This is a genomic window from Bradyrhizobium sp. MOS003, assembly GCF_003020125.1.
Taxonomy (GTDB): domain Bacteria; phylum Pseudomonadota; class Alphaproteobacteria; order Rhizobiales; family Xanthobacteraceae; genus Bradyrhizobium.
Map to the genome: position 1 here is coordinate 339,737 of NZ_PYFW01000004.1, position 22,965 is coordinate 362,701.

13 protein-coding genes are annotated in these 22,965 nt (G+C 64.6%); 1 reads left to right on the forward strand and 12 read right to left on the reverse strand.

Annotated features, from left to right (window positions below; genetic code table 11):
* Positions 1-131 precede the first annotated feature (131 nt).
* The 5 genes from C7G42_RS20445 to C7G42_RS20465 are packed head-to-tail and all read right to left on the reverse strand — an operon-like array spanning position 132 to position 10,063.
* Positions 132-863: a tRNA-uridine aminocarboxypropyltransferase gene (locus tag C7G42_RS20445; protein ID WP_106950758.1), complete on the reverse strand. Its 732-nt coding sequence runs from the start codon at positions 861-863 to the stop codon at positions 132-134.
* 37 nt (positions 864-900) lie between these two features.
* Positions 901-4,005, reverse strand: a complete 3,105-nt coding sequence (locus C7G42_RS20450; RefSeq protein WP_106950759.1) for an efflux RND transporter permease subunit — start codon at positions 4,003-4,005, stop codon at positions 901-903.
* Positions 4,005-7,154 carry an efflux RND transporter permease subunit gene (locus C7G42_RS20455; protein WP_106950760.1) on the reverse strand — a complete coding sequence of 1,050 codons (3,150 nt, stop codon included), beginning with the start codon at positions 7,152-7,154 and terminating at the stop codon, positions 4,005-4,007. The genes C7G42_RS20450 and C7G42_RS20455 overlap by 1 nt, the downstream gene beginning before the upstream one ends.
* 37 nt (positions 7,155-7,191) lie before the next feature.
* Entirely contained in the window at positions 7,192-8,586 is a 1,395-nt protein-coding gene (locus tag C7G42_RS20460) for an efflux RND transporter periplasmic adaptor subunit (protein WP_106950761.1), read from the reverse strand.
* Positions 8,576-10,063: an efflux transporter outer membrane subunit gene (locus tag C7G42_RS20465; RefSeq protein ID WP_106950762.1), complete on the reverse strand. Its 1,488-nt coding sequence runs from the start codon at positions 10,061-10,063 to the stop codon at positions 8,576-8,578. The genes C7G42_RS20460 and C7G42_RS20465 overlap by 11 nt, the downstream gene beginning before the upstream one ends.
* 709 nt (positions 10,064-10,772) lie before the next feature.
* Between C7G42_RS20465 and C7G42_RS20470 the strand changes: the two genes are divergently transcribed.
* Positions 10,773-11,807, forward strand: coding sequence for a cysteine synthase A (locus C7G42_RS20470; protein WP_106950763.1), 1,035 nt, complete (start codon positions 10,773-10,775; stop codon positions 11,805-11,807).
* 30 nt (positions 11,808-11,837) lie between these two features.
* On the opposite strand, the gene C7G42_RS20475 is transcribed toward C7G42_RS20470, so the two are convergent.
* The 7 genes from C7G42_RS20475 to C7G42_RS20505 form a co-directional block, all read right to left on the reverse strand.
* The gene (locus C7G42_RS20475) at positions 11,838-12,266 is read right to left on the reverse strand and encodes a hypothetical protein (protein WP_199581028.1); all 429 of its coding nucleotides are present in this window, start codon (positions 12,264-12,266) and stop codon (positions 11,838-11,840) included.
* A gap of 136 nt (positions 12,267-12,402) precedes the next feature.
* Positions 12,403-14,640, reverse strand: a complete 2,238-nt coding sequence (locus C7G42_RS20480) for an O-linked N-acetylglucosamine transferase family protein (protein WP_199581029.1) — start codon at positions 14,638-14,640, stop codon at positions 12,403-12,405.
* 111 nt (positions 14,641-14,751) lie between these two features.
* On the reverse strand, positions 14,752-17,025 hold the full coding sequence (locus C7G42_RS20485) for an O-linked N-acetylglucosamine transferase, SPINDLY family protein (RefSeq protein ID WP_199581030.1): 2,274 nt from the start codon (positions 17,023-17,025) through the stop codon (positions 14,752-14,754).
* Positions 17,026-17,138: 113 nt separating this feature from the next.
* Positions 17,139-19,379 (reverse strand): O-linked N-acetylglucosamine transferase, SPINDLY family protein, encoded by a 2,241-nt coding sequence (locus C7G42_RS20490; RefSeq protein ID WP_199581031.1) that lies wholly within the window; start codon positions 19,377-19,379, stop codon positions 17,139-17,141.
* A 98-nt stretch (positions 19,380-19,477) separates the two neighbouring features.
* Entirely contained in the window at positions 19,478-20,215 is a 738-nt protein-coding gene (locus C7G42_RS20495) for an amino acid ABC transporter ATP-binding protein (protein WP_106950764.1), read from the reverse strand.
* An 11-nt stretch (positions 20,216-20,226) separates the two neighbouring features.
* The gene (locus C7G42_RS20500) at positions 20,227-21,747 is read right to left on the reverse strand and encodes an amino acid ABC transporter permease (protein WP_106950765.1); all 1,521 of its coding nucleotides are present in this window, start codon (positions 21,745-21,747) and stop codon (positions 20,227-20,229) included.
* Complete coding sequence (locus tag C7G42_RS20505; protein WP_106950766.1) at positions 21,744-22,949, reverse strand: amino acid ABC transporter permease; 1,206 nt, start codon at positions 22,947-22,949, stop codon at positions 21,744-21,746. The genes C7G42_RS20500 and C7G42_RS20505 overlap by 4 nt, the downstream gene beginning before the upstream one ends.
* Positions 22,950-22,965: the final 16 nt, after the last annotated feature.

Genomic DNA, 22,965 nt, shown 5'->3' on the forward strand with positions numbered 1-22,965 from the left:
TTCGACTGCCCCTTCGGATGCCGCTCTCTGGCGCCGCAACAGGACCGCCGATCGCGACCTATGCCGGCCGACGGTCTCTAGACGCCCGCGCCTCGCGGTGCAATCGACCGTACAGATGAGTTGGGCCGAAGTCAGGCTCGTTTGCGCCGCCGGAAGTCGCGCCGGCCCTTCGAAGCAGGTTTGGGCGCCAATTCCGGCATCTCGGCCTGGACCTCGCGGTAGCGTGTTAACAGCCGTTCGAAACTGGCGTTCAGCGTCTCGGCGATGTCGGGACGCCGCTCGAGGCCGGCGAGAATCGTCGCCGCGGCCTCGATGGTGGAGAGCCCGTCCTTGCGCGGCTCCTTGCGCAGACGCCCATAGCGCGAGGGGTGCGCGGGGTTGAGGATCACTCGCTGGCACTTGAGCATCCACGGATTGCGCCACCACAGCGCCTTGGCCTGGCTCCAGGTGCCGTCGAGCAGCACGATGCCTTCGAGCTTGCCGAGGATTGCGCGCTGGTTGTCCGCGACCTCGCCCTTGCGATTGAGCGCGACGATCTCGGCTTCCGCTTCGAGATCGGCGGCACGGGCCGAACCGAGATAAAGCACGGCCCAGTGCGAGGCGTTCTCGACGTGATGGCCCAGCGCCTTGGACAGGCTCGGCCAGGACAGGCCGACCCGCACCGTCGCCTTGGCGAAATGCCTGGCCAGCAGCCGCGCGGTGCCGAGCGCCCTGTCCTGTTCCTGCGGGTGCTGGAGGATCAGGAGCGAGAGCCGATTTTCAATCGGCGTGACGCTGTCGCAGATGCACAGCGGCATCGGCTTCTGGCAATGCGGGCACTCGGGGATCGGCTCGGCGGCGGCTGTATCTGGCGGGTTCGACATGGGCGCCGCTATACGCTTGATGCGGCGCTTCAACAACCTATTCCGCCGGCGCAGGCACCGGACGCGGCTCCGACCGCCGCCGCAGGCGGTCGATCAGCAGGTAGATCACGGGCGTGGTGTAGAGCGTCAGGATCTGCGAGACGAACAGGCCGCCGATGATGGTGATGCCGAGCGGACGGCGCAGCTCCGTGCCGGGGCCGGTCGCCACCACGAGCGGAATGCCGGCAAACAGCGCCGCCATGGTCGTCATCAGGATCGGGCGGAAGCGCGCCTGGCAGGCCTCGAAGATCGCTTCCGCCGAGGACAGGCCACGCTGGCGCTCGGCATCGAGCGCGAAGTCGACCATCATGATGCCGTTCTTCTTGACGATGCCGATCAAGAGGATGATGCCGACGAAGGCGATCACCGTCAGCGGCGTATTGGTGAGCTGCAGCGCGAGCAGTGCGCCCAACCCGGCCGAGGGCAGCGTCGAGATGATCGTGAGCGGATGGGCGAGGCTCTCATAGAGCACCCCGAGCACGATATACATCGCCACCAGCGCGCCGAGGATCAGCAGCGGCTGGCGGCCGCTGGTCTTGGCGAAGTCGCCGGCATTGCCGTCGAAGCTACCGCGGATGCCTTCGGGCATGTGCAGCTCCTCCACCGCGCGCTGGACGTTCTGGGTGGCTGTCTGAAGCGGCACGTCCGGCAGCAGGTTGAACGACACCGTGGTCGAGGGAAACGACTGGGAGTGATAGACCGCAAGCGCGGCCAACCCACGCGTCGCATGCACCACGGCCGACAGCGGCACCTGCGCATCGCCGGCACCGGCAACATAGATGCGCTCGAGGTTTGAGGGATCGACCTGGAATTTCGGATCGATCTCCAGCACGGTCATGTACTGGTTGCGCTGGGTGTAGATGATCGAGATCTGCCGCTGCGAGAACGCGTTGTTCAGCGCGTTGTCGATGTCCTGGACGCGGACGCCGAGCGCCGAGGCCTTCTGGCGGTCGATCGAGAGCGTGAGTTGCAGTCCGCCCGGATCTCGATCGCTGGAGACGTCGGTGATACCCTCGACGCTTTCCATGCGCTTGGCCACGATCGGAGCCCATTTCTGGAGCAAACCGAGGTCGGTGCTGGTCAGCGTGTACTGGTAGTCGGAATCGCTCTGTCGTCCGCCGGCGCGCACATCCTGGGCGGCGAACATGAAGAGGCGGATGCCGGGCACCGGGAACAATGCGCGCCGCAGGCGATCGATCACCACCTGCGTCGAAACGTGATCGCGCTCCTCCGGCGGCTTCAGGCTGATGAACATGGTGCCGCGGTTCGAGGTCGCCCCGCCCGGCCCGCCTCCGCCGCCGACCGTCGAGCCGATGCCGGCCACCGCCGGATCCTGCATGACGATGTCGGCGAGCCGCTGCTGCAGGCTAAGCATGGACTGGAACGAGATGTCCGCGGAGGCGCGCGTCGCGCCGATGACGAAGCCGGAATCGTCGGTCGGAAAATAGCCCTTGGGGACCTTGATGTAGAGCATCACCGTCAGCCCGATCGTGGCGAAGAACACCAGCAGCGTCAGCAGCGGGAATTCCAGTACGGCGCGCAGGGTGCGGGCATAGAATGCGACGATTCGCGATAGCGAGCCTTCGATGATGCGATCGAACAGTGTCGCGGTGCCGGACGTGGTTTGCCGGATGTAATGGGCGCAGATCATCGGCGTGACGGTCAGCGACACCAGCGTCGACACCACGATCGCGAAGGTCAGCGTCAGCGAAAACTCGCGCAGGAGGCGGCCGACAATGCCGTCCATGAAAATCAACGGCGTGAACGCCGCGATGAGCGACAGGCTGATCGAGACCACGGTGAAGCCGATCTGCCTGGCGCCCTCGATCGCCGCCTGGAACGGCCGCATTCCGTGCTCGAGATTGCGGTACATGTTCTCGATCATGACGATGGCGTCGTCGACCACGAAACCGACCGAGATCGCCAGCGCCATCAGCGACAGATTGTCGATCGAGAAGCCTGCGACCCACATGCCGGCGCAGGTGCCGGCCAGCGCCAGCGGCACCGAGATGCCCGCCGCGATCGTCGGAGTCAGACGGCGCAGGAATACGAACACCACAACCATCACCAGGATGGCAGTCGCCAGCAGCGTCCATTGCATGTCCATCACGCTCGCGCGGATCGTGCTTGTGCGGTCGACCAGGATGGAGACGTCCACGCCGGCCGGAATCCACTGCTTCAACTCGGGGATCAGCGCCTTCACCCGGTCGACGGTATCGATGACGTTGGCGTCGCCCTGCTTGGTGATCTGGATCAGCACCGCCGGCTGCTTGTTGAACCATGCGATCGAACGGGCATTGCGGACGCCGTCCTCGATCTCGGCGACGTCGGACAGCCGCAAGAAACTGCCGTTCCCGCTCTTGATGACGATGTCCCGGAATTCCTTGGCCGTGCGCATCTGCTTGTTCAGCGACAGCGTCTCACTCTGGCGTTCGCCGTTGAAGATGCCGACGGGGCCAAGCGGATTGGCATTGATGATGGCGGTCCGGACGTCGTCGGTAGCGATGCCGGCGTTCGACAGCGCCACAGGATTGAGCTGGATCCGCACTGCCGGCTGGTCCGCGCCGCTGATCGTCACGTTGCCGACGCCGGGGACCTGGGAGATGCGCTGGGCCAGCACGGTGTCGGCGACATCGTAGATCGCGCTCGCCGCAAGGGTCTTCGAGGTCAGCGCCAATACGAAGACGGGCGCGCCGGCGGTGTTGGCCTTGCGGAAGCGCGGCAGCGCCGGCAGGTCGCTCGGCAAGTCGACCAGCGATGCGTTGATCGCCGCCTGCACGTCGCGCGCGGCCTTGTCGATGTTGCGGCCGATGTCGAACTGGAGCTGGATGTTGGTCGTGCCCAGCGACGAGGTCGAGGTGATCTGGTTGATGCCCGAGATCTCGCCCAGCCGCCGCTCCAACGGCGAAGCCACGGTCGCCGCCATCACGGACGGATCGGCGCCCGGCCGGCTGGCCGAGACGAAGATGGCGGGAAAATCGACGTTCGGGACCGAAGCGACAGGAAGGAAATCGTAGGCCACGACACCCAGCAGGAACAACCCGATCGACAGCAGCGTGGTCGCGACCGGGCGGCGGATGAAGGGTTCCGAAATCGATGCCATCACTGCATCCCCTCGGTCGCGCCCGCGACCGGCGGACCTCCTGGCTCGGCCGGCGGCAGCGCGCGCTCGAGGCGGCGGTTGATACGGTCGAGCGCGAGGTAGATCACGGGCGTGGTGTAGAGCGTGAGCAACTGGCTCAGCAGCAGGCCGCCGATGATAGAGATGCCGAGCGGGAAGCGCAGCTCGGCGCCGGTGCCGCTCTCGATTGCGAGCGGCAGCGCGCCGAACAGCGCCGCCAGCGTCGTCATCATGATCGGACGGAAGCGCAAGAGGCAGGCCTGCACGATCGCCTCCTGCGGCGACATGCCCTGGTTCCGTTCGGCATCGAGCGCGAAGTCGATCATCATGATCGCGTTCTTCTTGACGATGCCCATCAGCAGGATGATGCCGATCAGGCCGATCACCGAGAGGTCCTGCCCGCACAGCATCAGCGCCAGGATGGCGCCGACGCCGGCCGAGGGCAGCGTCGAGAGGATCGTGATCGGGTGGATGTAGCTCTCATAGAGCACGCCCAGCACGATGTAGATCGTGATCACGGCGGCGAGCAGCAGCCATGGCTGCCCGGCGAGCGCCTTGGCGAATTCTGCGGCGTCGCCGGAATAGACGCCGACGATGCTGTTGGGCATTTCGATGCGGGTCTCGATCGACTTGACCGCTTCGACCGCATCGCCTAGCGCTGCGCCCGGCGCGAGGTTGAAGCTGAGCGAGATCGACGGGAATTGCGCCTGGTGGGAGATCGCCAGCGGCGCGGTGGTGCGCTTCAGCGTCGCCACGGCCGACAGCGGCACCTGCGCGTTGGGCGCGCCGGCGGTGGCGCTCGCACCACCCGGCAGATAGAGCTTCGACAGGATCGAGGGATCGCGCTGATACATCGGCAGCGCCTCCAGCACGACGCGGTACTGGTTGGCCTGGCCGTAGATGGTCGAGATCTGTCGCTGTGCGAAGGCGTCGTTCAGCGTGTCGGTGATGGCCTGGAGGCTGACGCCGAGCTGGCCGGCACGCGTGCGGTCGACATCGAGCTGCGCGCGCAGGCCGCCTTCCTGGGCCTCCGAGGAGACATCGCGGAAGAGCGGATCGCGCCGCATCTCCGCCACTAGCTTGCGCGCCCATTCCGACACCAGGGCCGCATCGGTGCCGGTCAGCGTGTACTGGTATTGCGAGCGGCTCGACTGAGTCGATATCTGCACGTCCTGCACCGGCTGGAAATAGACGGTCATGCCGGGGATGCCGGCCACCCTCTCCTTCAGCCGGATCACGACCGCACTGACATCGTCACGCCGCTCGCCGCGCGGCTTCAACGACATGACGAGCCGGCCGACATTGGTGGTCGGGTTGACCGAGCCCGCCCCGATCACCGAGACCACGCCGGTCACATCGGGATCGGCCTTGATGGCATCGGCGACCTCGGTCTGCCGCTTCTGCATTTCCGCGAACGAGACGTCGGGCCCCGCCTCCGTCACTGCCGTGATCGAGGCGGTGTCCTGCAGCGGCAGGAAGCCTTTCGGCGCGACGACGTAGAGGACGAGGGTCGCGATCAGCGTGGCGAAGGTCACGACCAGAGTCATGCGCTGGTGCTGCAACACCACCAGCAGCGTGCGGTGGTAGGCCTCGACGGTGCGGTCGATGAAGCGGCTGATGGCGGCAAGGCCCGGCACCGCAAGCTCCTCATGCGCGTGCTTGAGCAGGCGCGAACACATCATCGGCGTCAGCGTCAGCGAGACCACGGCCGAGGTCACGACCGCGATCGTCAGTGTCAGCGCGAATTCGCGGAACATGCGCCCGACGAGGCCCGACATGAACAGGAGCGGGATGAACACCGCGATCAGCGACACCGTCAGCGAGATCACGGTGAAGCCGATCTCGCTGGCGCCCTTCAGCGAGGCCTCCATCGCGCTGTCGCCGTTCTCCATGTGGCGGACGATGTTCTCGATCATGACGATGGCGTCGTCGACGACAAAGCCGGTGCCGATCGTGAGTGCCATCAGCGACAGATTGTCGAGGCTGAAGCCGGCGAAATACATGATGCCGAAGCTGGTGATCAGCGACAGCGGCAGCGCCACGCCGGCGATAAGGGTCGCCCGCAGCGAGCGCAGGAACAGCAGCACCACCAGCGTCACCAGCACGACACTGAGAACCAGCGTGAACTGCACGTCGTGGACCGAGGCGCGGATGGTTACGGTGCGGTCGGAGACGATGGTGAGGTTCACACCGGCCGGGATCGCGCGCTGCACTTTGGGGATTTCGGCGCGGATCTGGCTGACGACGTCGATGACATTGGCGCCGGGCTGGCGCTGGATGTCGATGATGACGGCCGGCGTGCCCTGGTACCAGCCGCCCGTGCGGTCGTTTTCCAGGCCGTCGACGATCTGCGCGACGTCGGCGATGGTGACCGGCGAGCCGTTGCGGTAGGCGATGATGATCGGCTTGTAGGCGTCGGCGGCGGCGATCTGGTCGTTGGCTGCGATGATGTAGGCCTGCTGGGCGCCATCGAGCGAGCCCTTCGGCCCGGAAACGTTGGCATTGGCAATCGCGGCACGCAAGTCCTCCATGGCGATGCCGTAGGCAGCGAGCCGTGCGAGATCCGCCTGGATGCGGACTGCCGGCTTCAGCCCGCCCAGCACCGAGACCCGCCCCACCCCGGAAATCTGGCTCAGCCGCTGCGCCAGCAGCGTATCGGCGATGTCGCTCATCGCCCGCAGCGAGATGGTGTCGGAACGCAGCGCCAGCGTCATCACCGGCGCGTCCGCTGGGTTCACCTTGGCGTAGGTCGGCGGATAAGGCAGCGTCTTGGGCAGCACGCCCGCCGCGGCATTGATCGCGGCCTGCACGTCCTGGGTCGCGCCGTCGATGTCGCGGTTGAGATCGAACTGCAGCGATATCTGGCTGACGCCGAAGGAGCTGATCGAATTCATCGCCGACAGCGACGGGATCTGGCCGAGCTGCCGCTCCAGGGGCGCCGTGATCAACGAGGCGATCACGTCGGGGCTCGCGCCCGGAAGCTGCGTCGTCACCTGTACGGTCGGGAAATCGACCTGTGGCAGCGCCGAGACCGGCAGCGCGAAATAGCCCAGCAAGCCGCCGATCAGAAGCGCGATGCCAAGCAGCGAGGTCGCGATGGGACGGCGGATGAAGGGTTCGGAAACACCCATGGGATCTGCCTACCGCGTCAAGCGGCTGTTGTCGGGATCATGGCTGTTTGGCTCCACTCCCCGATGCACCAGGCCCTGGTGCCGGCCCGGTCTGTCCCTTCAGGTCGCCCTCGCTGCTCTTGCGCTTGGCGCGGAACTCGCTGTCCTTACCCTGTCCGTCCTTCTGACCCTCCTTGGCGCCGTCCTTCTGGCCCTCCGGCCCACGCGAGCGCTTGCGCGGGGCGAGATCGGCCGACGGGGTCTGGTCGTCGCGGCCGATAGTCACCTTGGAGCCGTCGGATAGATTGGCGAAGCCCGTGGTGACGACCCTGTCGGTCGCCGACAGGCCGTTGGCAATCACGGCGTCGTGCTCGTTCTGCTGGATCACCGTCACGGGCTTGGCCGAGACGATATTGTCCTCGCCGATGACATAGCTGAATGTCCCGATCGGGCCGCGCTGCACGGCCGATGTCGGCACCACCAACGCCTGCATCAGCGTCTCGACCTTGAGGCGGACATTGACGAACTGGCCCGGCCAGAGCTGGTAGCTGGCGTTGGGAAATTCCGCCTTGAGCTTGAGCGTGCCGGTGGTCTGGTCGACCTGGTTGTCGATGCCGGTGAGCTTGCCGGTGTCGATCACCGTGACGCCGTCGTTGCCGAACACATCGACTGCGAGCGAACCCTTGGCGGCCGCGGCATTGACGCGCATGATCTGTTGCTGCGGCAGGCTGAACCACACCGCGATCGGCTGCAATTGCGTGATCACCACGAGCCCCGTAGTGTCGGAGGCGTGGACGATGTTGCCCTGGTCGACCTGGCGCAGGCCGGCGCGTCCCGAGATCGGCGCCACGATCTTGGTATAGCTCAGCGTCGCCGCCGCGTTGTCGATCGCAGCCTGGTCGGCCTTGACCAGCGCCTCGGTCTGCGCGACCAGCGCGCGCTGGGTGTCCGCCTGCTGCTTGGAGCCGGCATTGGAGGCAGCGAGCTGCTCATACCGTGTCAGGTCGATGCGCTGGTTGGCGAGCTGGGCCTGATCCTGCGCCTTCTTGGCGACCGCCTGGTCGTAGGTGGCCTGGTAGAGCGCGGGATCGATCTCGCCGAGCACGTCGCCTTTCTTGACGTCCTGGCCTTCGGTAAACTTCACGGCGATCAGCTTGCCGTCGACCTGCGAGCGCACGGTCACGGTGTTGAGCGCGCGGATCGCGCCGACGCCGTCGAGATAGACAGGAACGTCCTGGATGCGCGGCGTCGCCGCCAGCACCGGCACCGGCAGATCGGGCCGCTGGTTGCGGCCGTTCGCCTGCTGCGGCTGCTGATGCCAGACGGTCCAGCCGTAATAACCGAGCCCGCCGAGGATCGCGAGCGTGATCAGGGTCATGATGAAGCTGCGGCCGCGCGATTTCTTCGCCGTGCCCTGCTCTACGCCTTGCTTGTTATCCGGCTTAAAGAGCATTGACCGGTTTCTCCATGCGCGGCTCCCAGCCACCACCGAGCGCCTGATACAGGCTGACGATGGCGAGCAAGCGGGCCAGTTGCGCCTGTGACAGCGCGTCTTCCGCCTGGAACAGGGTCAGTTGAGTGTTGAGCACGGTCACGATGTCGGCGGTGCCGGCGCGCAATTGCTGCTCGGCGAGATCGAAGGCGCGCCGCGAGGCCGTGACGACATCGCGCTGCAATTGAAGCTTGATCGTGGTCTGCTTGATCGAGAACAGCGCATTGTCGACGTCGGCAAAGGACTGAATGATCGTCTTGCGATAGGTCTGGAGCAACTCGTCCTGCCGGGCCTTGGCGAACTCGAAATTGCCGAGGATCTTGCCACCGTCGAAGATCGGTTGCGTAGCGCTGCCGACGAGCTGGAAGAAGGCCGCATGGGGCTGGAACAGCGAGACCAGGGCCGAGCTCTGATAGCCGCCATTGCCCGTAAGCTGGATGGTCGGAAAGAACTGCGCGCGTGCGTTGCCGATATTCGCCGTTGCCGAGGCGAGCTGCGCCTCCTGCCGGCGAATATCCGGCCGCTGCGTCAGCAGCTCCGACGGCAGGCCGGGCGTCACGCGCGGGATCGCGATCCGGTCCAGCGAGCCGCCAAGCACGCGCACGCTTTCCGGCGGGCGCGAGACCAGCACGGCGAGTGCGTTGACGTTCTGGTCGAGCGTCTGGCGCAGTGGCGGCACCAGGGCCTTCTGGTTGGCAAGCACGCTCTCCTGCTGGGCAACGTCGAGATCGGTGCCTGTGCCGGCCTTGCGCCGCTCCCTCACGGCATCGAGGATGCGCTGCGCGCTCGCTATGTTGCGCTGTGAGGTCCTAATGCGGTCCTGCGAGGACAGCACCTGGAAATAGGCATTGGCGACGGCCGCGAGCGTCGTCAGCGCGACGGTGTCACGGTCGAAACGGTTGGCGTTCGCCGTCTCCTCAGCCGTCTGAAGCGCATCCCGGTTCTGACCCCAGAAGTCGAGCTGGTAGCTCGCGCTCAGCGATGCCTGGTAGTTGACGACCTCGCGGCCACCATTGGTAAGCCCTGAAGCGGAGGAGCCGGAGGTGCGCGAATAGGCCTCCTGCCCGGTGCCGGACAAGCTCGGCAGCAGCGCCGCGCCCGCCTGCCGGGCCTGGGCGTCAGCCTGGACGATGCGCGCCACTGCGGCGGCGATGTCGAGATTGACGGTCTGCGCCTCCTCCATCAGCTGCGTCAGCTCCCTGGAGCGGAAGCTGCGCCACCAATCCAGCGACGGCGGCGCATCCGCCTTCCCGGCATATTTGTACTGCGTGGGAACATTGAGGGCGGGATCGGGGAGATCCTGGGTCAGCACGCAAGCGCTGGAACCGACGGCGAGGCACACCACCGCAAGCCAGCGCGCCGCGCGCAACGTCGTCCGGGATGCAGAACCTTCAGACCGCTGCACGGCGATCCCAGGAACATCCTGTGTCACATCCATCCCCCGCCGGGCAGATCGAACCGCCGCGCAGCCGGATTAACCGATTCGCGGCGGGACATTCGGGGGTCTTTGGACAACTCATTCACAGGCGGCGATGCTTTCTGCGGAACCTCAAAAATCATACTAGCCGGGCGCCGAACTGCGGGACAGTCCCGCAGTTGCGAGATGGCCACGCAAGCGAAGTAGGACGAACCACTTCAAATTCGAAAGGTAATTGTCTTGCAGTGGTTTCTCTCATTTTGAAGCATCGGAATGCACAATCAAGCTTACCAAGATTTCATGTGATATTGGTGCCACAGCGACACCTGGGCCTTTCCATCGACCGCACCCCGGTCGCGCCCCCTGCCTGCGAAATCCCACAAGCGCCTCAATCTCCGAGAGAAGGCCGTTCTTCGAGCAGATGCGATTACGGCATCCGGGCCATCCACAGCCATCGAGGACGGGAAGTTCGCTCTTGGCAAAAAGAGGTCGCGAGGAGGCCGATGACGACTGTCATCTTTCCCGGCCGGACGGAGCGCGGGCATTTCCTCCTCCCGATGTCCCGGCTTGCGGCCGAGCCCATCTTCGCCGGGCGCGTCTCTTGGGAATATCGTTGTTTGAGCAGAGGTTTCGCTCGGTTTCGCCGCAGCGCAAAAGCCTTCCCCTTTGGCCTCCCAAGCACTACGTTCTGGCCAACCAGATCAACCCCCTTGGTAGCGATTTCCCCGACATGATCATTCGAAACGACGTTGTCGAAGCCATCGGCAACACCCCGCTCATCAAGCTGAAGCGCGCCTCGGAATTGACCGGCTGCACCATTCTCGGCAAGGCCGAGTTCATGAATCCCGGCCAGTCGGTGAAGGATCGCGCCGGCAAATGGATGATCCTCGAGGCCGAGAAGCGCGGCGAGCTCAAGCCCGGCGGGCTCGTGGTGGAATCGACGGCCGGCAATACCGGCATCGGGCTTGCGGTCGTCGCGAGCGCACGCGGCTACCGCACCCTGATCGTGATCCCGGAGACGCAGAGCCAAGAAAAGAAGGACTTTCTGAAGCTTTGCGGCGCCGAGCTGCTGGAATCGCCGGCACTGCCCTACTCCAATCCCAACAACTACCAGCATGTCGGCCGCCGCCTCGCTGACGAGCTGCGCAAGACCGAACCCAATGGCGTGCTGTTCGCGGACCAGTGGAACAATCTCGACAATGCCAAGGCGCATTACGAGTCGACAGGACCCGAAATCTGGCAGCAGACCGATGGCAAGGTCGACGGTTTCGTCTGCTCGGTCGGCAGCGGCGGCACGCTCGCCGGCACCAGCCGCTACCTCAAGGAGAAGAACAAGAACATTCGTATCGCCTGCGCCGACCCGCACGGCGCCGGCATGTTCGAATACTTCAGGACCGGCGATGCCAAGGCGACGCCGGGCGGCTCGATCACCGAAGGCATCGGCCTCAACCGGGCGACCGCGATCGTCGAGACCGCGAAGGTCGATGACGCCTATCTCGTTCCCGATTCCGAAGCCGTCGGCGTGATCTATGAGCTGCTGCAGCACGAGGGCCTGTGCCTCGGCGGCTCGACGGGCGTCAACGTCGTGGGCGCGATGCGCCTCGCCAGGCAGCTCGGACCCGGCAAGACGATCGTCACCGTGCTGTGCGATTCCGGCAGCCGCTATCAGTCCAAGCTGTTCAACGCGGACTTCATGCGCGCCAAGAACCTGCCTGTACCGGAATGGCTGGAGAAGCGCAGCAACATCAAGCTGCCGTTCGTCTAGAAAGCGAGCGGCACCTCATCTCATCGTGCTTCAGGCGTGACGGTCGCGGCTCGGCCAGAACAACAGCGCCAGCGTCAGCGCGAGATTGACGATGCCGCCGACGATCGTGCCGGTATGATCCTGGCTGACCGCATAGGCGGGAAACCGCGTCGCGACGACATAGTCGACGATCATGAGCGCGATCCAGGCCGGGACCACGCAAACCGGGTCCCACCCGATGTCCCGGACGCGCATCGAGTAAAGCGTCATGGTCGCCAGCGCAAAGAACGCGATCGCTGCGATCATCCCCCAACTCTTCAGGAGATCCGCGGGACGAACATTGGCCGGCGTGATGTCGCGCAGCACGGACATCGCGACTGCAAAGCAGATCGCGGTCGTCACCACCGCAAGCACGATCGTGACCAGGAAGAACTGCAAGCGTCCCAGCCGGGTATTGAGGCCGAATACGAGGTCGAGCATTGGCGCACCTTCTGGGTGTCACATGCGCACAGACAGCTTTCGGACCCGTGAAGCGGGCGGCTGCAAGCAGGCTCATGGTTTCCGGAGGACTAAGCCGGTCCCGGCAATGCGCGGCTTTTGTCTTCGGCGGGCAGCATCACGCCCCCTCGCCGCCCTTCGAACCCGTGGCACAATAGTCGCGCCAGAACTGGCGGTAGCCCTCCTCGACCCTACGCGTGTAGATCTCGACATTGCCGGCGGCTGAGGCCGCGATCCGGGCTGGCAACTCGGCACGCAACGTCGCCAGATAAGCGGGCTGCGCCGCATATTTGCATGCGATCGCGGCATAACCCTCATCGTCCTCGGCGACCCAGTCATTAAGACCGACCGCCGCCACAATGGAGCCGCCGGCGCGCGAGGAAGCGCCGTGGCCGAGCTTGGCAACGACCGGAACGCCCGCATAAAGGGATTCCCAGGTGCTGACGCCGCCGTTCTGCGGAAATGGATCCAGCGAGATATCCACCTGTGCGAAGGCCCGCAGATGCTCAGTACGATCGGAGGAGCCGAGGCAGGTGATATTTTCTTCCGCAATCCCCTGTGCCACAAATCGTGCGAGAAGGCCGTCGCGCACCAGCGGATCATCGAGCAGGGTATTCTTGATGACGATCTTCGATCCCGTCACCTCGCGCATCACTTTCGACCAGACGCGGATGGCCTCATCCGAGATCTTGTTGACGCGATTGAACACGCCGAACGTCACATGGCCGTTGCGGAGCATTGGGAGCTCCGACGGCGGCACGTCCAGGATCGGATCGATCGTGATCAGGCACGGCAGGTCGAAGACCTTTTCGGCCAGCAGGTGCCGGGCCGATTCCGGAATGAACACGGGGTCCGCGAGCACGTAGTCCATCGTTGGAAGGCCGGTACCGGTCGCGTGCCCGAAGCCCGTGACCTGAACAGGCGCCGGCTTGCGGGCGAAGACCTGGAGCCTGTTGCCCGACGAATGCCCGGAGACGTCGATCAGGATATCGACCTTGTCGGCTTCGATACGGTCGGCCAGCTGATCGTCCGAAAACTGCCAGGCGTCGACCCAGACGTCGGCCGCCGACTTGAACTCGGCAGTCATCTCATCTCTGACCGGCGAGCACGAATAGCAGACGATCTCGAACTTGGCGTGGTCATGGTGGCGCAGCACCGGTAACAGGCCGAACGCCGCCGAGTGGTACCAGAACTCTGCCGCGACATAACCGACCACGATCCTCCTGTCGGGATCGAGCTGCCGGGGCGCGAGCTTCCTCTGTGGAACACGAGCGCCGATGGCTCCGCCCCAGGATTTTCGCGCGGCCTGCTGGATCGTGAAATCGGCATCAGGAAGGAAGTCCAGAAAGTAGATCTTCCGCGCCATCAAGTCCGGATCCGGCGCGATCGCCAGTGCCGCGTCGAGATGTTCGATTGCCGAGGCGATCTCTCCCTGATTTGCAAAGCAGGAACTCAACAATGCCAAGGCGGTCGTGGAGCGTGGATCTTGCTCGAGCAAGGTCGTGCAGGCCAGGATAGCCTGTGCGGTGTTCCCTGTGCTGAGTGCGACCTCTGCCTTTCCCCGCAAAGCTACTTCGAACCGGGGTGAAATGGCGAGTGCCGCATCGAAGTCCGCTGCCGCCTGCTCCAGCCGTGACAGTGCCGCGTTGAGGCGGCCACGTTGGGCCAGAATCTTTGCGGAATCGGGTTTGATCGCGAACGCCGCCCCGAGCGCGGCTTCCGCCTCGTCGTAGCGCCTGAGCTCGATACCGACCACCCCTTTGCCGATGAGCGATTCGACGTGGCGCGGCTGAAACAACAGCGCGCGATCAAAGCTCTCCCTGGCGGGGCCAAACCGAAACAGCGCCAGCTCCGCCACGCCACGGTTACAAAGCGCGTCGGCATAGTCTGGCTTCAGCTTGATGGCGCGATCGTACATCTCGATGGCCTGCTCGGGCAGGTTCAGCTGGAGCAAGGTGTTGCCGAGGCCAGCCAGGGCCGGCGTAAAATTCGGCTTCAGCGCGACCGCCTTCTCATGACAGGCGCGGGCCGCGTCCAATTGCTGGAGGGCGGAGTAGACCGTCGCGAGATTGCTCTGGGCCTCGTGCGAACGCGGATCGATCGAGATCGCGCGTTCGAGCAGCTGTTGCGCCTCTTCAAGACGCCCGCCCTGTTGCGCGCACACGCCTAGCAAATGCGTGGCGTCGAAATGATCCGGAACAACCTGCAGGATCTGGCGGCAGAGCGCATCGGTCTCGGCATACCTCCCCTGACCATAGGCACTCGCCGCAGCAGAGATGATGGCCTCGGCCTGCTTCTTCAACTTCTTCTGCAACCGCGCATTCTGGAATGCGCGCGCGCCGGCGCTGCTCTGCAAGGTATCTCTCCGGAAGATGGTTGGTGGCGAGTCTAACTGATTCGCTCGTCGGGCCGGCTGGCCTGAACATTCCTTCCGGAATGTAACGGGGCTTGCCGCAGGATTCCTGTCTCAGGAACCGCTGGGTACGTCCGCCTTGTCGACTGCAGCATCGCGGCCATCCGCAGCCGCGGCACAATAGTCGCGCCAGAACTTGCGGTACCCTGCCTCGAGCTCACGGGTGTAGATCTCGACATTGCCGGCGGGCGAAGCGGCGATCTGAGCCGGCAAGCCCGCGCGCAACTTCGCCAGATCTTCGGGCTGCGAAGCAAACTTGCGGGCGATCTCGACGTAGCCTTCGTCATCCTCGGCGACCCAGTCGCCGAGACCGACGGCGGCCACGATCGAGCCACCGGCACGCGAGGATGCTCCGATGCCGAGCTTGGCGACGACCGGAACGCCCTTGTAGAGGGATTCCCAAGTGCTGATGCCGCCGTTCTGTGGGAACGTGTCCAGCGAAATATCGATCTGATCAAAGGCCTTCAGATGGTCGTCGCGCGAGGTGGTGCCGAGGCAGGTAATGGTCTCCTCGGCGATGCCCTGCGCGATGAAGCGTGCGACCAGACTGTCGCGCAGCAAGGGATCATCGAGCAAACCATGCTTGAGGACGATCTTCGATCCCGGCACCTCCCGCAAGATGCGCGACCACACACGAATGGCGTCATCCGAGATCTTGTAGATACGGTTGAACACGCCGAAAGTGACATAGCCGTTGCGAAGCATCGGCAGCTCGGAGGGCTGCTGATTGGTGACGGGCTCCATCGTGATCAGGCATGGCAGATCCTGGATCTTTTCCGGAAACAAATGCCGAGCCGATGGCGGAATGAAAATGGGATCCGCGAGCACATAGTCCATGGTCTGCATGCCCGTGCCTGTCGCGTGTCCGAAGCCCGTGGCCTGGATCGGGGCCGGCTTCCGCGCGAAACACTGCAGCCGGTTGCCGGTTGTGTGGCCGGACACGTCGATCAGGATGTCGACATTGTCCGCTTGAATGCGATCGGCGAGCTCGTCGTCCGACATTTGCCAGGCGTCCACCCAAACGTCCGCCAACTCCTTGAACTTGGCGGTGTACTCGTCCTCTCCCGGCCAGGAATAATAGCAGATGATCTGAAACTTGGTGTGATCATGGTTGCGCAGCACGGGTAGCAGGGTGAGTCCCGCCGAGTGCTGCCGAAATTCGGCGGCGACATAGCCGACCACGATCCGTTTGTCCGGATCGAGCGGCCGCTTGGGCAACGTCCTTTGCGGAATCTTCGAGCCGATCGCATCCCACCAGGACTTTCGCGCAGCCTGCTGGACCGCAAAATCGGCGTCCGCGAGGTAGTCCAGCAAGAAAATCTTGCCCCTGATCGCATCTCCGTAATCCGGTCGGAGCGCAAGCGCGCGATCGAGATATTGGATCGCGGAGTCCATGTCTCCCTGGTTCGAATAAGCGAAGCCCATCAGCGCCAACCCCATCTCGGAGCGCGGATTTCGCTCGATCAGGGTCGTCGCGGCCGCCATCGCCTGCGCGGTCCTTCCCATGACGAGGCAAACCTGGGCCTTCCCTCTAAGGGCCAGTTCGAGCTTGGGCGAAACCGCAAGCGCCGCATCGAAATCCGCAAGCGCGGGCTCCAGGCGCTGCAGCTCGTAACTGAGCCGCCCGCGCTGCGCCAGGATCCTCGGCGCGCCAGGCTTGATCGCGAGCGCGGTGGCAAACTTGGCTGCCGCCTCCTCGTGGTGCCGCAACTCCATGCTGACCATGCCGCTGCCGACAATGGCCTCCGCGTGACGCGGCTGAAACAACAGGGCGCGATCGAAACTCTCCTTGGCACGCATGATCTGCCCGAGCACGATCTCGACCATGCCGCGATTACAGAGGGCATCGGCATAATCCGGTTTGAACTTGATGGCGCGTTCGTGCATCTCGAGCGCCTGCTCGTAAAACCCAAGATGCATGAGCGTGTTGCCGAGATTGGTCAACGCCACCGCGAAATTCGGCTTCAGCGCGATCGCCCTCTCCTGGCACCGCCGCGCCTCCTCGTAATTGCCGAGGTCGAAATGCACGGTGGCGAGGTTGTTATGGGCATCGTGCAGGCGCGGATCGAGCGCGATGACGCGCTCCAGCAGCTGCTGTGCCTCCTCCAGGCGCCGGCCGTCATGGGCGCACATGCCGAGCAGGTGTAGGGCATCGACATGGTCCGGAAGGGCTTTCAGGATCTCGCGGCACAGCGCCTCGGTCTCGGCATAGCGGCCCTGGCCATAGGCGTTCGCCGCAGCGGCGATGACGGCGTCGGCCTGCTTCATCAACTTCTTCTGCAACCGCGCATTCTGGAATGCGCGCGCGCCGCCGCCGCTGTTCTGCAAGGTGTCTCTCCGGAGGATGCCCTCAGACGAGTCTAACTGATTCGCAGCCCCGGCCGGCCGGTCACCCGACCTGCAGCGACACCGGGATTTCCCGGGGGCGGCGCAAGGTCGGGCTACCCCGCCTCGCCGCGTTCCGAGGCGCCGGCACAGTAGTCGTGCCAGAATCCGCGATAGGCCGCTTCGACCTCACGCGCGTAAAGTTCGACGTTGCCGGCGGGCGAGGCTGCGATCCGAGCCGGCAGATCCGCTCGCAATTTGGCCAGACGAGCGGTCTGCATCGCATATTTGCACGCGATCGCGGCGTAGCCGTCGTCATCCTCGGCAACCCAGTCGTCGAGGCCGACGGCCGCCACGATCGAGCCGCCAGCGCGCGCCGAAGAGCCGTTGCCGAGCTTGGCGACGACCGGAACGCCCGCATAGAGGGATTCCCAGGTGCTGATGCCGCCATTTTGCGGGAAGGTGTCGAGCGAGATGTCGACTTGCGCAAAGGCCAGCAGATGCTCGTGGCGCGTGGTCGAGCCAAGGCAGGTGATATTGTCCTCGGCAATGCCCTGGGCCACGAAGCGCGCGACCAGGCCGTCGCGCAGCAAAGGATCGTCGAGCAGCCCGTGCTTGATGATGATCTTCGATCCCGGCACCTCCCGCATGATGCGCGACCACACACGGATGGCGTCATCCGATATTTTGTAGATGCGGTTGAACACACCGAAGGTGACGTGGCCATTCCGGAGCATGGGAAGCTCCGAGGGCGGCACGTCCAGGATGGGATCGATCGTGATCAGGCACGGCAGATCATGGACCTTTTCGGCCAGCAAATGCCGCGCCGGTTGCGGAATGAAGACCGGATCGGCGAGCACGTAGTCCATGGTCTTAAGGCCCGTGCCCGTGGCGTGTCCGAAACCCGTGACCTGGATCGGGGCCGGCTTGCGGGCAAATACGGGGAGCCTGTTGCCGGCCGTATGCCCGGACACGTCGATCAGGATGTCGATCCTGTCCGCCTGGATGCGATCGGCCAGTTCGTCGTCCGAAAGCTGCGCGGCGTCGACCCAGACGTCCGCGAGAAGCTTGAATCGCTCGGTGATCTCGTCCTGCAACGGCCAGCAGGAATAGCAGACGATCTCGAACCTGGCGTGATCGTGATGGCGCAGCACCGGCAACAGCGCGAACGCTGCCGAGTGGTTCCTGAATTCCGAGGCGACATATCCGACGACGATCCGCCTGTCGGGATCGAGCTCGCGGGGCGGCAGCGACCGTTGCGGCAGTCTGGCGCCGATCGCATCCCACCAGGATTTTCGCGCCGCCTGCTGGACCGCGAAGTCGGCCTCGGGCCAAAAATCCAGGATGAAGATCTTGCGTGCGATGGCATCCGCATAGTCGGGCGTGATCTCGAGTGCCGCGTCGAGATGCTGGAGCGCGGTGGCGACATCTCCCTGGTTCGCATGGCAGGCGCCGAGCAGCACGATGGCGTAATCGGACCGTGGATTGTCGTCGAGCAGGGTCTTGACGGCGGCGATCGCCTGCGTCGTGTTCCCCAGCAGAAGGCTGACCTGCGCCTTGCCACGCAGCGCGAGTTCGAGCCGTGGCGATTGCGACAGCGCCGCATCGAAGTCCGCCGCCGCCTGTTCCAGCCGGTGCAAATCGAAATTGAGCCGTCCGCGCTGCGCCAGAATCCGCGGTGAACCCGGCTTGATCGCGAGCCCGGCTGCGAGGGCGGCTTCCGCCTCCTCGTAGTGCCGGAGCGCGATGCACACCATGCCCTTGCCTGCGATCGCTTCGGCATGACGCGGCTGAAACGAGAGGGCGCGATCGAAGCTCTGCTTGGCGCGTTCGGACCGGCCGATCATCAGTTCAGCCATGCCACGGTTGCAGAAGGCATCGGCATAGTCGGGCCGCAGCCTGATAGCGCGTTCGTGCAGTCCGATCGCCTGTTCGCCGAAGCCAATGTTCAGGAGCGTATTGCCGAGATTGGTCAGGGTGATCGGACAATTCGGCTTCAGCGCGAGGGCCTTCTCCTGACATGCGCGGGCGTCCCGGAATTTCTGGAGGTCGAAATACACGGCGCCGAGATTGCCATGCGCATCGGGCGAGCGCGGATCGAGCGCAATGGCGCGCTCAAACAGCTGTTGCGCCTCCTCAAGCCTCCCGCCCTCATAGGCGCGCAGGCCGAGCAGGTGCGTAGCGTGGAAATGATCCGGAACCTCCTCCACGATGCCGCGGCAGAGCGTCTCGGCCTCCGCAAATCTGCCCTGCCGGAGAGCCTCGACCGCGAGGGACATGACGGCGTCCGCCTGCTTCCTCAACTTCTTCTGCAATCGCACGTTCTGGTATGCGCGCGCGCCGACACTGCTCTGCAAGGTCTCTCTCCGGGATGATCCGAAAGGAGGCAAAGCTGATTCGCTGGTGCCAGGCTGGCGGGTCAGTCAGGCCGGCGGGGCCTCAGGATGGCAGGTGCTCAGCGCAGGATCTGGCTGAGGAACAGTTTCGTGCGGGCGTGCTGGGGCGCCGCAAAGAACTCGTTCGGCGTGTTGGCCTCGATGATCTGGCCGGCATCCATGAAGATCACGCGGTTGGCGACCTCGCGGGCAAAGCCCATTTCATGGGTGACGACCAGCATGGTCATGCCTTCCTCGGCAAGGTCGACCATGGTGTCCAGCACCTCCTTGACCATCTCGGGATCGAGCGCCGACGTCGGCTCGTCGAACAGCATGACCTTCGGGTTCATGGTCAGTGCCCGCGCGATGGCGACGCGCTGCTGCTGGCCGCCGGACATCTGCCCCGGAAACTTGTTGGCCTGATGCGGGATCTTGACCCGCTCAAGGAACTTCATCGCCGCGGCCTCGGCGTCCTTCTTCGGGATGTTACGGACCCAGATCGGCGCCAGCGTGCAATTGTCGAGCACGGTGAGATGCGGGAACAGGTTGAAGCTCTGGAACACCATGCCAACCTCGCGGCGCACCGCATCGACATGCTTGAGGTTCGGACCGAGCTCGATGCCGTCGACGACGATCTCGCCCTCCTGGAACTCCTCCAGCGCGTTGATGCAGCGGATCAAGGTCGACTTGCCGGAGCCCGAGGGCCCGCAGATCACGATGCGCTCGCCCTTCTCGACCGCGAGGTCGATGTCGCGCAGCACGTGAAAATCGCCGTACCATTTGTTGAGGCCGGAAATCTTGACGATGGGGTCGGACATGGTGACCTCGATCAGTTGCGACGATGGGCGTTGAGGCGATGCTCGACGAACAGCGAGTAGCGCGACATTCCAAAGCAGAAGATGAAATAGATGATCCCGGCGAAGGCGAAGCCGGTGAACGCTGTCGACGGCGTGGACCATTTCGGGTCCGAGAACGAGGCCCTGAGCGAACCGAGCAGGTCGAACAGCGCCACGATCGAGACCAGCGACGTGTCCTTGAACAGCGAAATGAAGCTGTTGACGAGGTTCGGAATGACGTGGCGCAGCGCCTGCGGCAGCACGATCAGCGAGGTCGTCTTCCACCACGACAGGCCCAAGGCTGCGGCCGCCTCGCCTTGGCCGCGCGGGATCGCGGCGAGCCCGCCGCGGACGTTCTCGGCCTGGTAGGCTCCAGTGAACAGCGCGATGCCGATCAGCGCGCGGACCAGGCCATCGACCGTGAAGTTGCCGGGCAGGAATAGCGGTAGCATGTAAGTGGCGAAGAACAGCACCGTTATCAGCGGCACGCCGCGCCAGAACTCGATGAAGGCGATCGAAAAGATCCGGATCAGCGGAATGGTGGAGCGGCGGCCGAGGGCCAGCGCGATCCCGATCGGCAGCGAGGTGACGATGCCGGTGACGGAGACCACCAAGGTAACCAGAAGGCCGCCCCACAAATTCGTCGTCACGACCGGCAGTCCACCGCGATCGAGCCCCATCAGCTTGATCACGAGGGCGATGGCTATGAAGGTAGCGATGCTCGAGGCGAGAGCGCGCCAACCGGTGCGCCAGCCGCCGCCGAGGCCGAAGGCGATCAACGAGACGATGACGGTCGTCACGGCGAAATCGCCCCAGACCGGCTGGCCCGCCCCCTGGATCTGATCGCGCAGCCAGGTCAGCGGGAGGATCAGCCAAGAGATCGCCACGCCGACCAGCACGATGAAATTTCCGACCACCCACAACACCGGTGGGACGGCGGATGTCTTGCTGACGCCGAGCACGGCCTGCCCGGCGCCGATGATGCTGTCGTCGAACAATTCCAGCACGCCGGCGGTCCAGCTAAGGCCGAAGCCCTTGATGCCGCCACCGTGCAGCAGAAAGAACGCGACCACCGGAAATGCGAAGAAGAACAGGCCGGCGTTGAGCCCCTTCGCCGGCAGACGCGGTACGAGCAGCGGCACCAGCAGGGCCGCCGCCAGGATGAAGGTGAGGTCGACCCGCCAGCGCTCGGCCTCGGGATAAAAGCCGTAGATCAGTTGCGGCAGCTTGGCCTGGATGTAGGGCCAGCAGGCGCCGACCGCAAAGCCGGCATTCTCCGTGAGGCATGCCGCGCGGTCCTTGCCGCTCCAGACCGCATCGACCATCAGGAACCGGACCGAGGGGATGATGGTGAACCACAGCAGCAAGACGCCCACGATCGTGAGCAGGATGTTGGTCGGCGAGTTGAACAGGCGCGTACGCATCAGCCCGACAAAGCCCGTGGTCTTCACCGGCGCCGGACGCTCGGTGAGCAGGTCCTTCCGGACGAAGCTGCTCGAGGCGATGTCGCTCATGCGCCCAGACTCCGGCTGAGACGCCACCCGTAGACGCTCATGATCGCGCTGGTGAGCAGCGAGATCAGGAGATAGATGCCCATGGTCATGGCGATGATCTCGATCGCCTGCCCGGTCTGGCTCAGCGACGTACCGGCGAACACCGAGACGAGGTCGGGGTAGCCGATCGCGACCGCCAGCGACGAGTTCTTGGTGAGATTGAGGTACTGGTTGGTCAGCGGCGGCACGATGACGCGCATGGCCTGCGGCACGACGACCAGCCGGAGCGTGGCTCCGCGGCTGAGGCCGAGCGAGGCCCCCGCCTCCATCTGCCCCTTGTGGACGGACAGGATTCCGGCGCGCACGATCTCGGCGATGAAGGCAGCGGTGTAGGTCGACAGCGCCAGCGTCAGCGCCACGAATTCCGGGATGATCCGCGAGCCGCCGGCGAAGTTGAAACCCTTGAGCTGCGGCAGCTCGAAGGTGAACGGCACGCCGAACACCAGCATGGTGGCGAGCGGCAGTCCGACCAGCAGGCCCAGCACAGTGGGCCAGATCCGGATCATTCGCCCTTCCCGAAACAGCGCGCGCCGCGCATGGAAACGCAGGGCGAGTGACGCGACGACGCCGAGCGCCAGCATCGCCAGGAATGGCTCCAGGCCGCTCCCGCCGATCGGACTTGGAATGACGAGGCCGCGATTGCTGATGAAGGCGATGCCGAGCAGCGAGATGCTTTGGCGCGGATTGGGCAAGGCCGCGAGAACCGCGAGGTACCAGAACAGGATCTGGAACAGCACCGGCAGGTTACGGATGATCTCGACATAGATCTCACCGACGCGCGACAACAGCCAATTGGGCGACAGCCGGCACAGCGCGACGATGAAACCGATCAGCGTGGCGAAGACGATGCCCACCACGGAGACAACGAGCGTGTTCAGGAGCCCGACCACGAACACGCGCAGGAACGTGTCCGAGCCGGTATAGGAGATCAGGGTCTGGTTGACGTCGAAGCCGGCATTGTTGCTGAGGAAGCCGAAGCCGGCGGCAATATGCTGGTTCTCCAGATTGGCGCGGGCATTGGAGACGATCTCATAGCCGATCCAGCCCAGGATCGCCGCGAAGGCAAACTGGACGGCAACGCCGTTCCAGCCTGTTTTGCCGCCCAGGATGCGCCTGATCTTCAGGGCGATCTGGGGCGGCGGATTTCGGGCCTCGGTGCTCATGCCGCTGCCGGCGGGT

Excerpts from the sequence above, each read along its gene's own strand:
- C7G42_RS20445 (WP_106950758.1), bottom strand. The coding sequence starts at position 863 with ATGTCGAACCCGCCAGATACAGCCGCCGCCGAGCCGATCCCCGAGTGC.
- C7G42_RS20450 (WP_106950759.1), bottom strand. The coding sequence starts at position 4,005 with ATGGCATCGATTTCGGAACCCTTCATCCGCCGCCCGGTCGCGACCACG.
- C7G42_RS20455 (WP_106950760.1), bottom strand. The coding sequence starts at position 7,154 with ATGGGTGTTTCCGAACCCTTCATCCGCCGTCCCATCGCGACCTCGCTG.
- C7G42_RS20460 (WP_106950761.1), bottom strand. The coding sequence starts at position 8,586 with ATGCTCTTTAAGCCGGATAACAAGCAAGGCGTAGAGCAGGGCACGGCG.
- C7G42_RS20465 (WP_106950762.1), bottom strand. The coding sequence starts at position 10,063 with ATGGATGTGACACAGGATGTTCCTGGGATCGCCGTGCAGCGGTCTGAA.
- C7G42_RS20470 (WP_106950763.1), top strand. The coding sequence starts at position 10,773 with ATGATCATTCGAAACGACGTTGTCGAAGCCATCGGCAACACCCCGCTC.
- C7G42_RS20475 (WP_199581028.1), bottom strand. The coding sequence starts at position 12,266 with ATGCTCGACCTCGTATTCGGCCTCAATACCCGGCTGGGACGCTTGCAG.
- C7G42_RS20495 (WP_106950764.1), bottom strand. The coding sequence starts at position 20,215 with ATGTCCGACCCCATCGTCAAGATTTCCGGCCTCAACAAATGGTACGGC.
- C7G42_RS20500 (WP_106950765.1), bottom strand. The coding sequence starts at position 21,747 with ATGAGCGACATCGCCTCGAGCAGCTTCGTCCGGAAGGACCTGCTCACC.
- C7G42_RS20505 (WP_106950766.1), bottom strand. The coding sequence starts at position 22,949 with ATGAGCACCGAGGCCCGAAATCCGCCGCCCCAGATCGCCCTGAAGATC.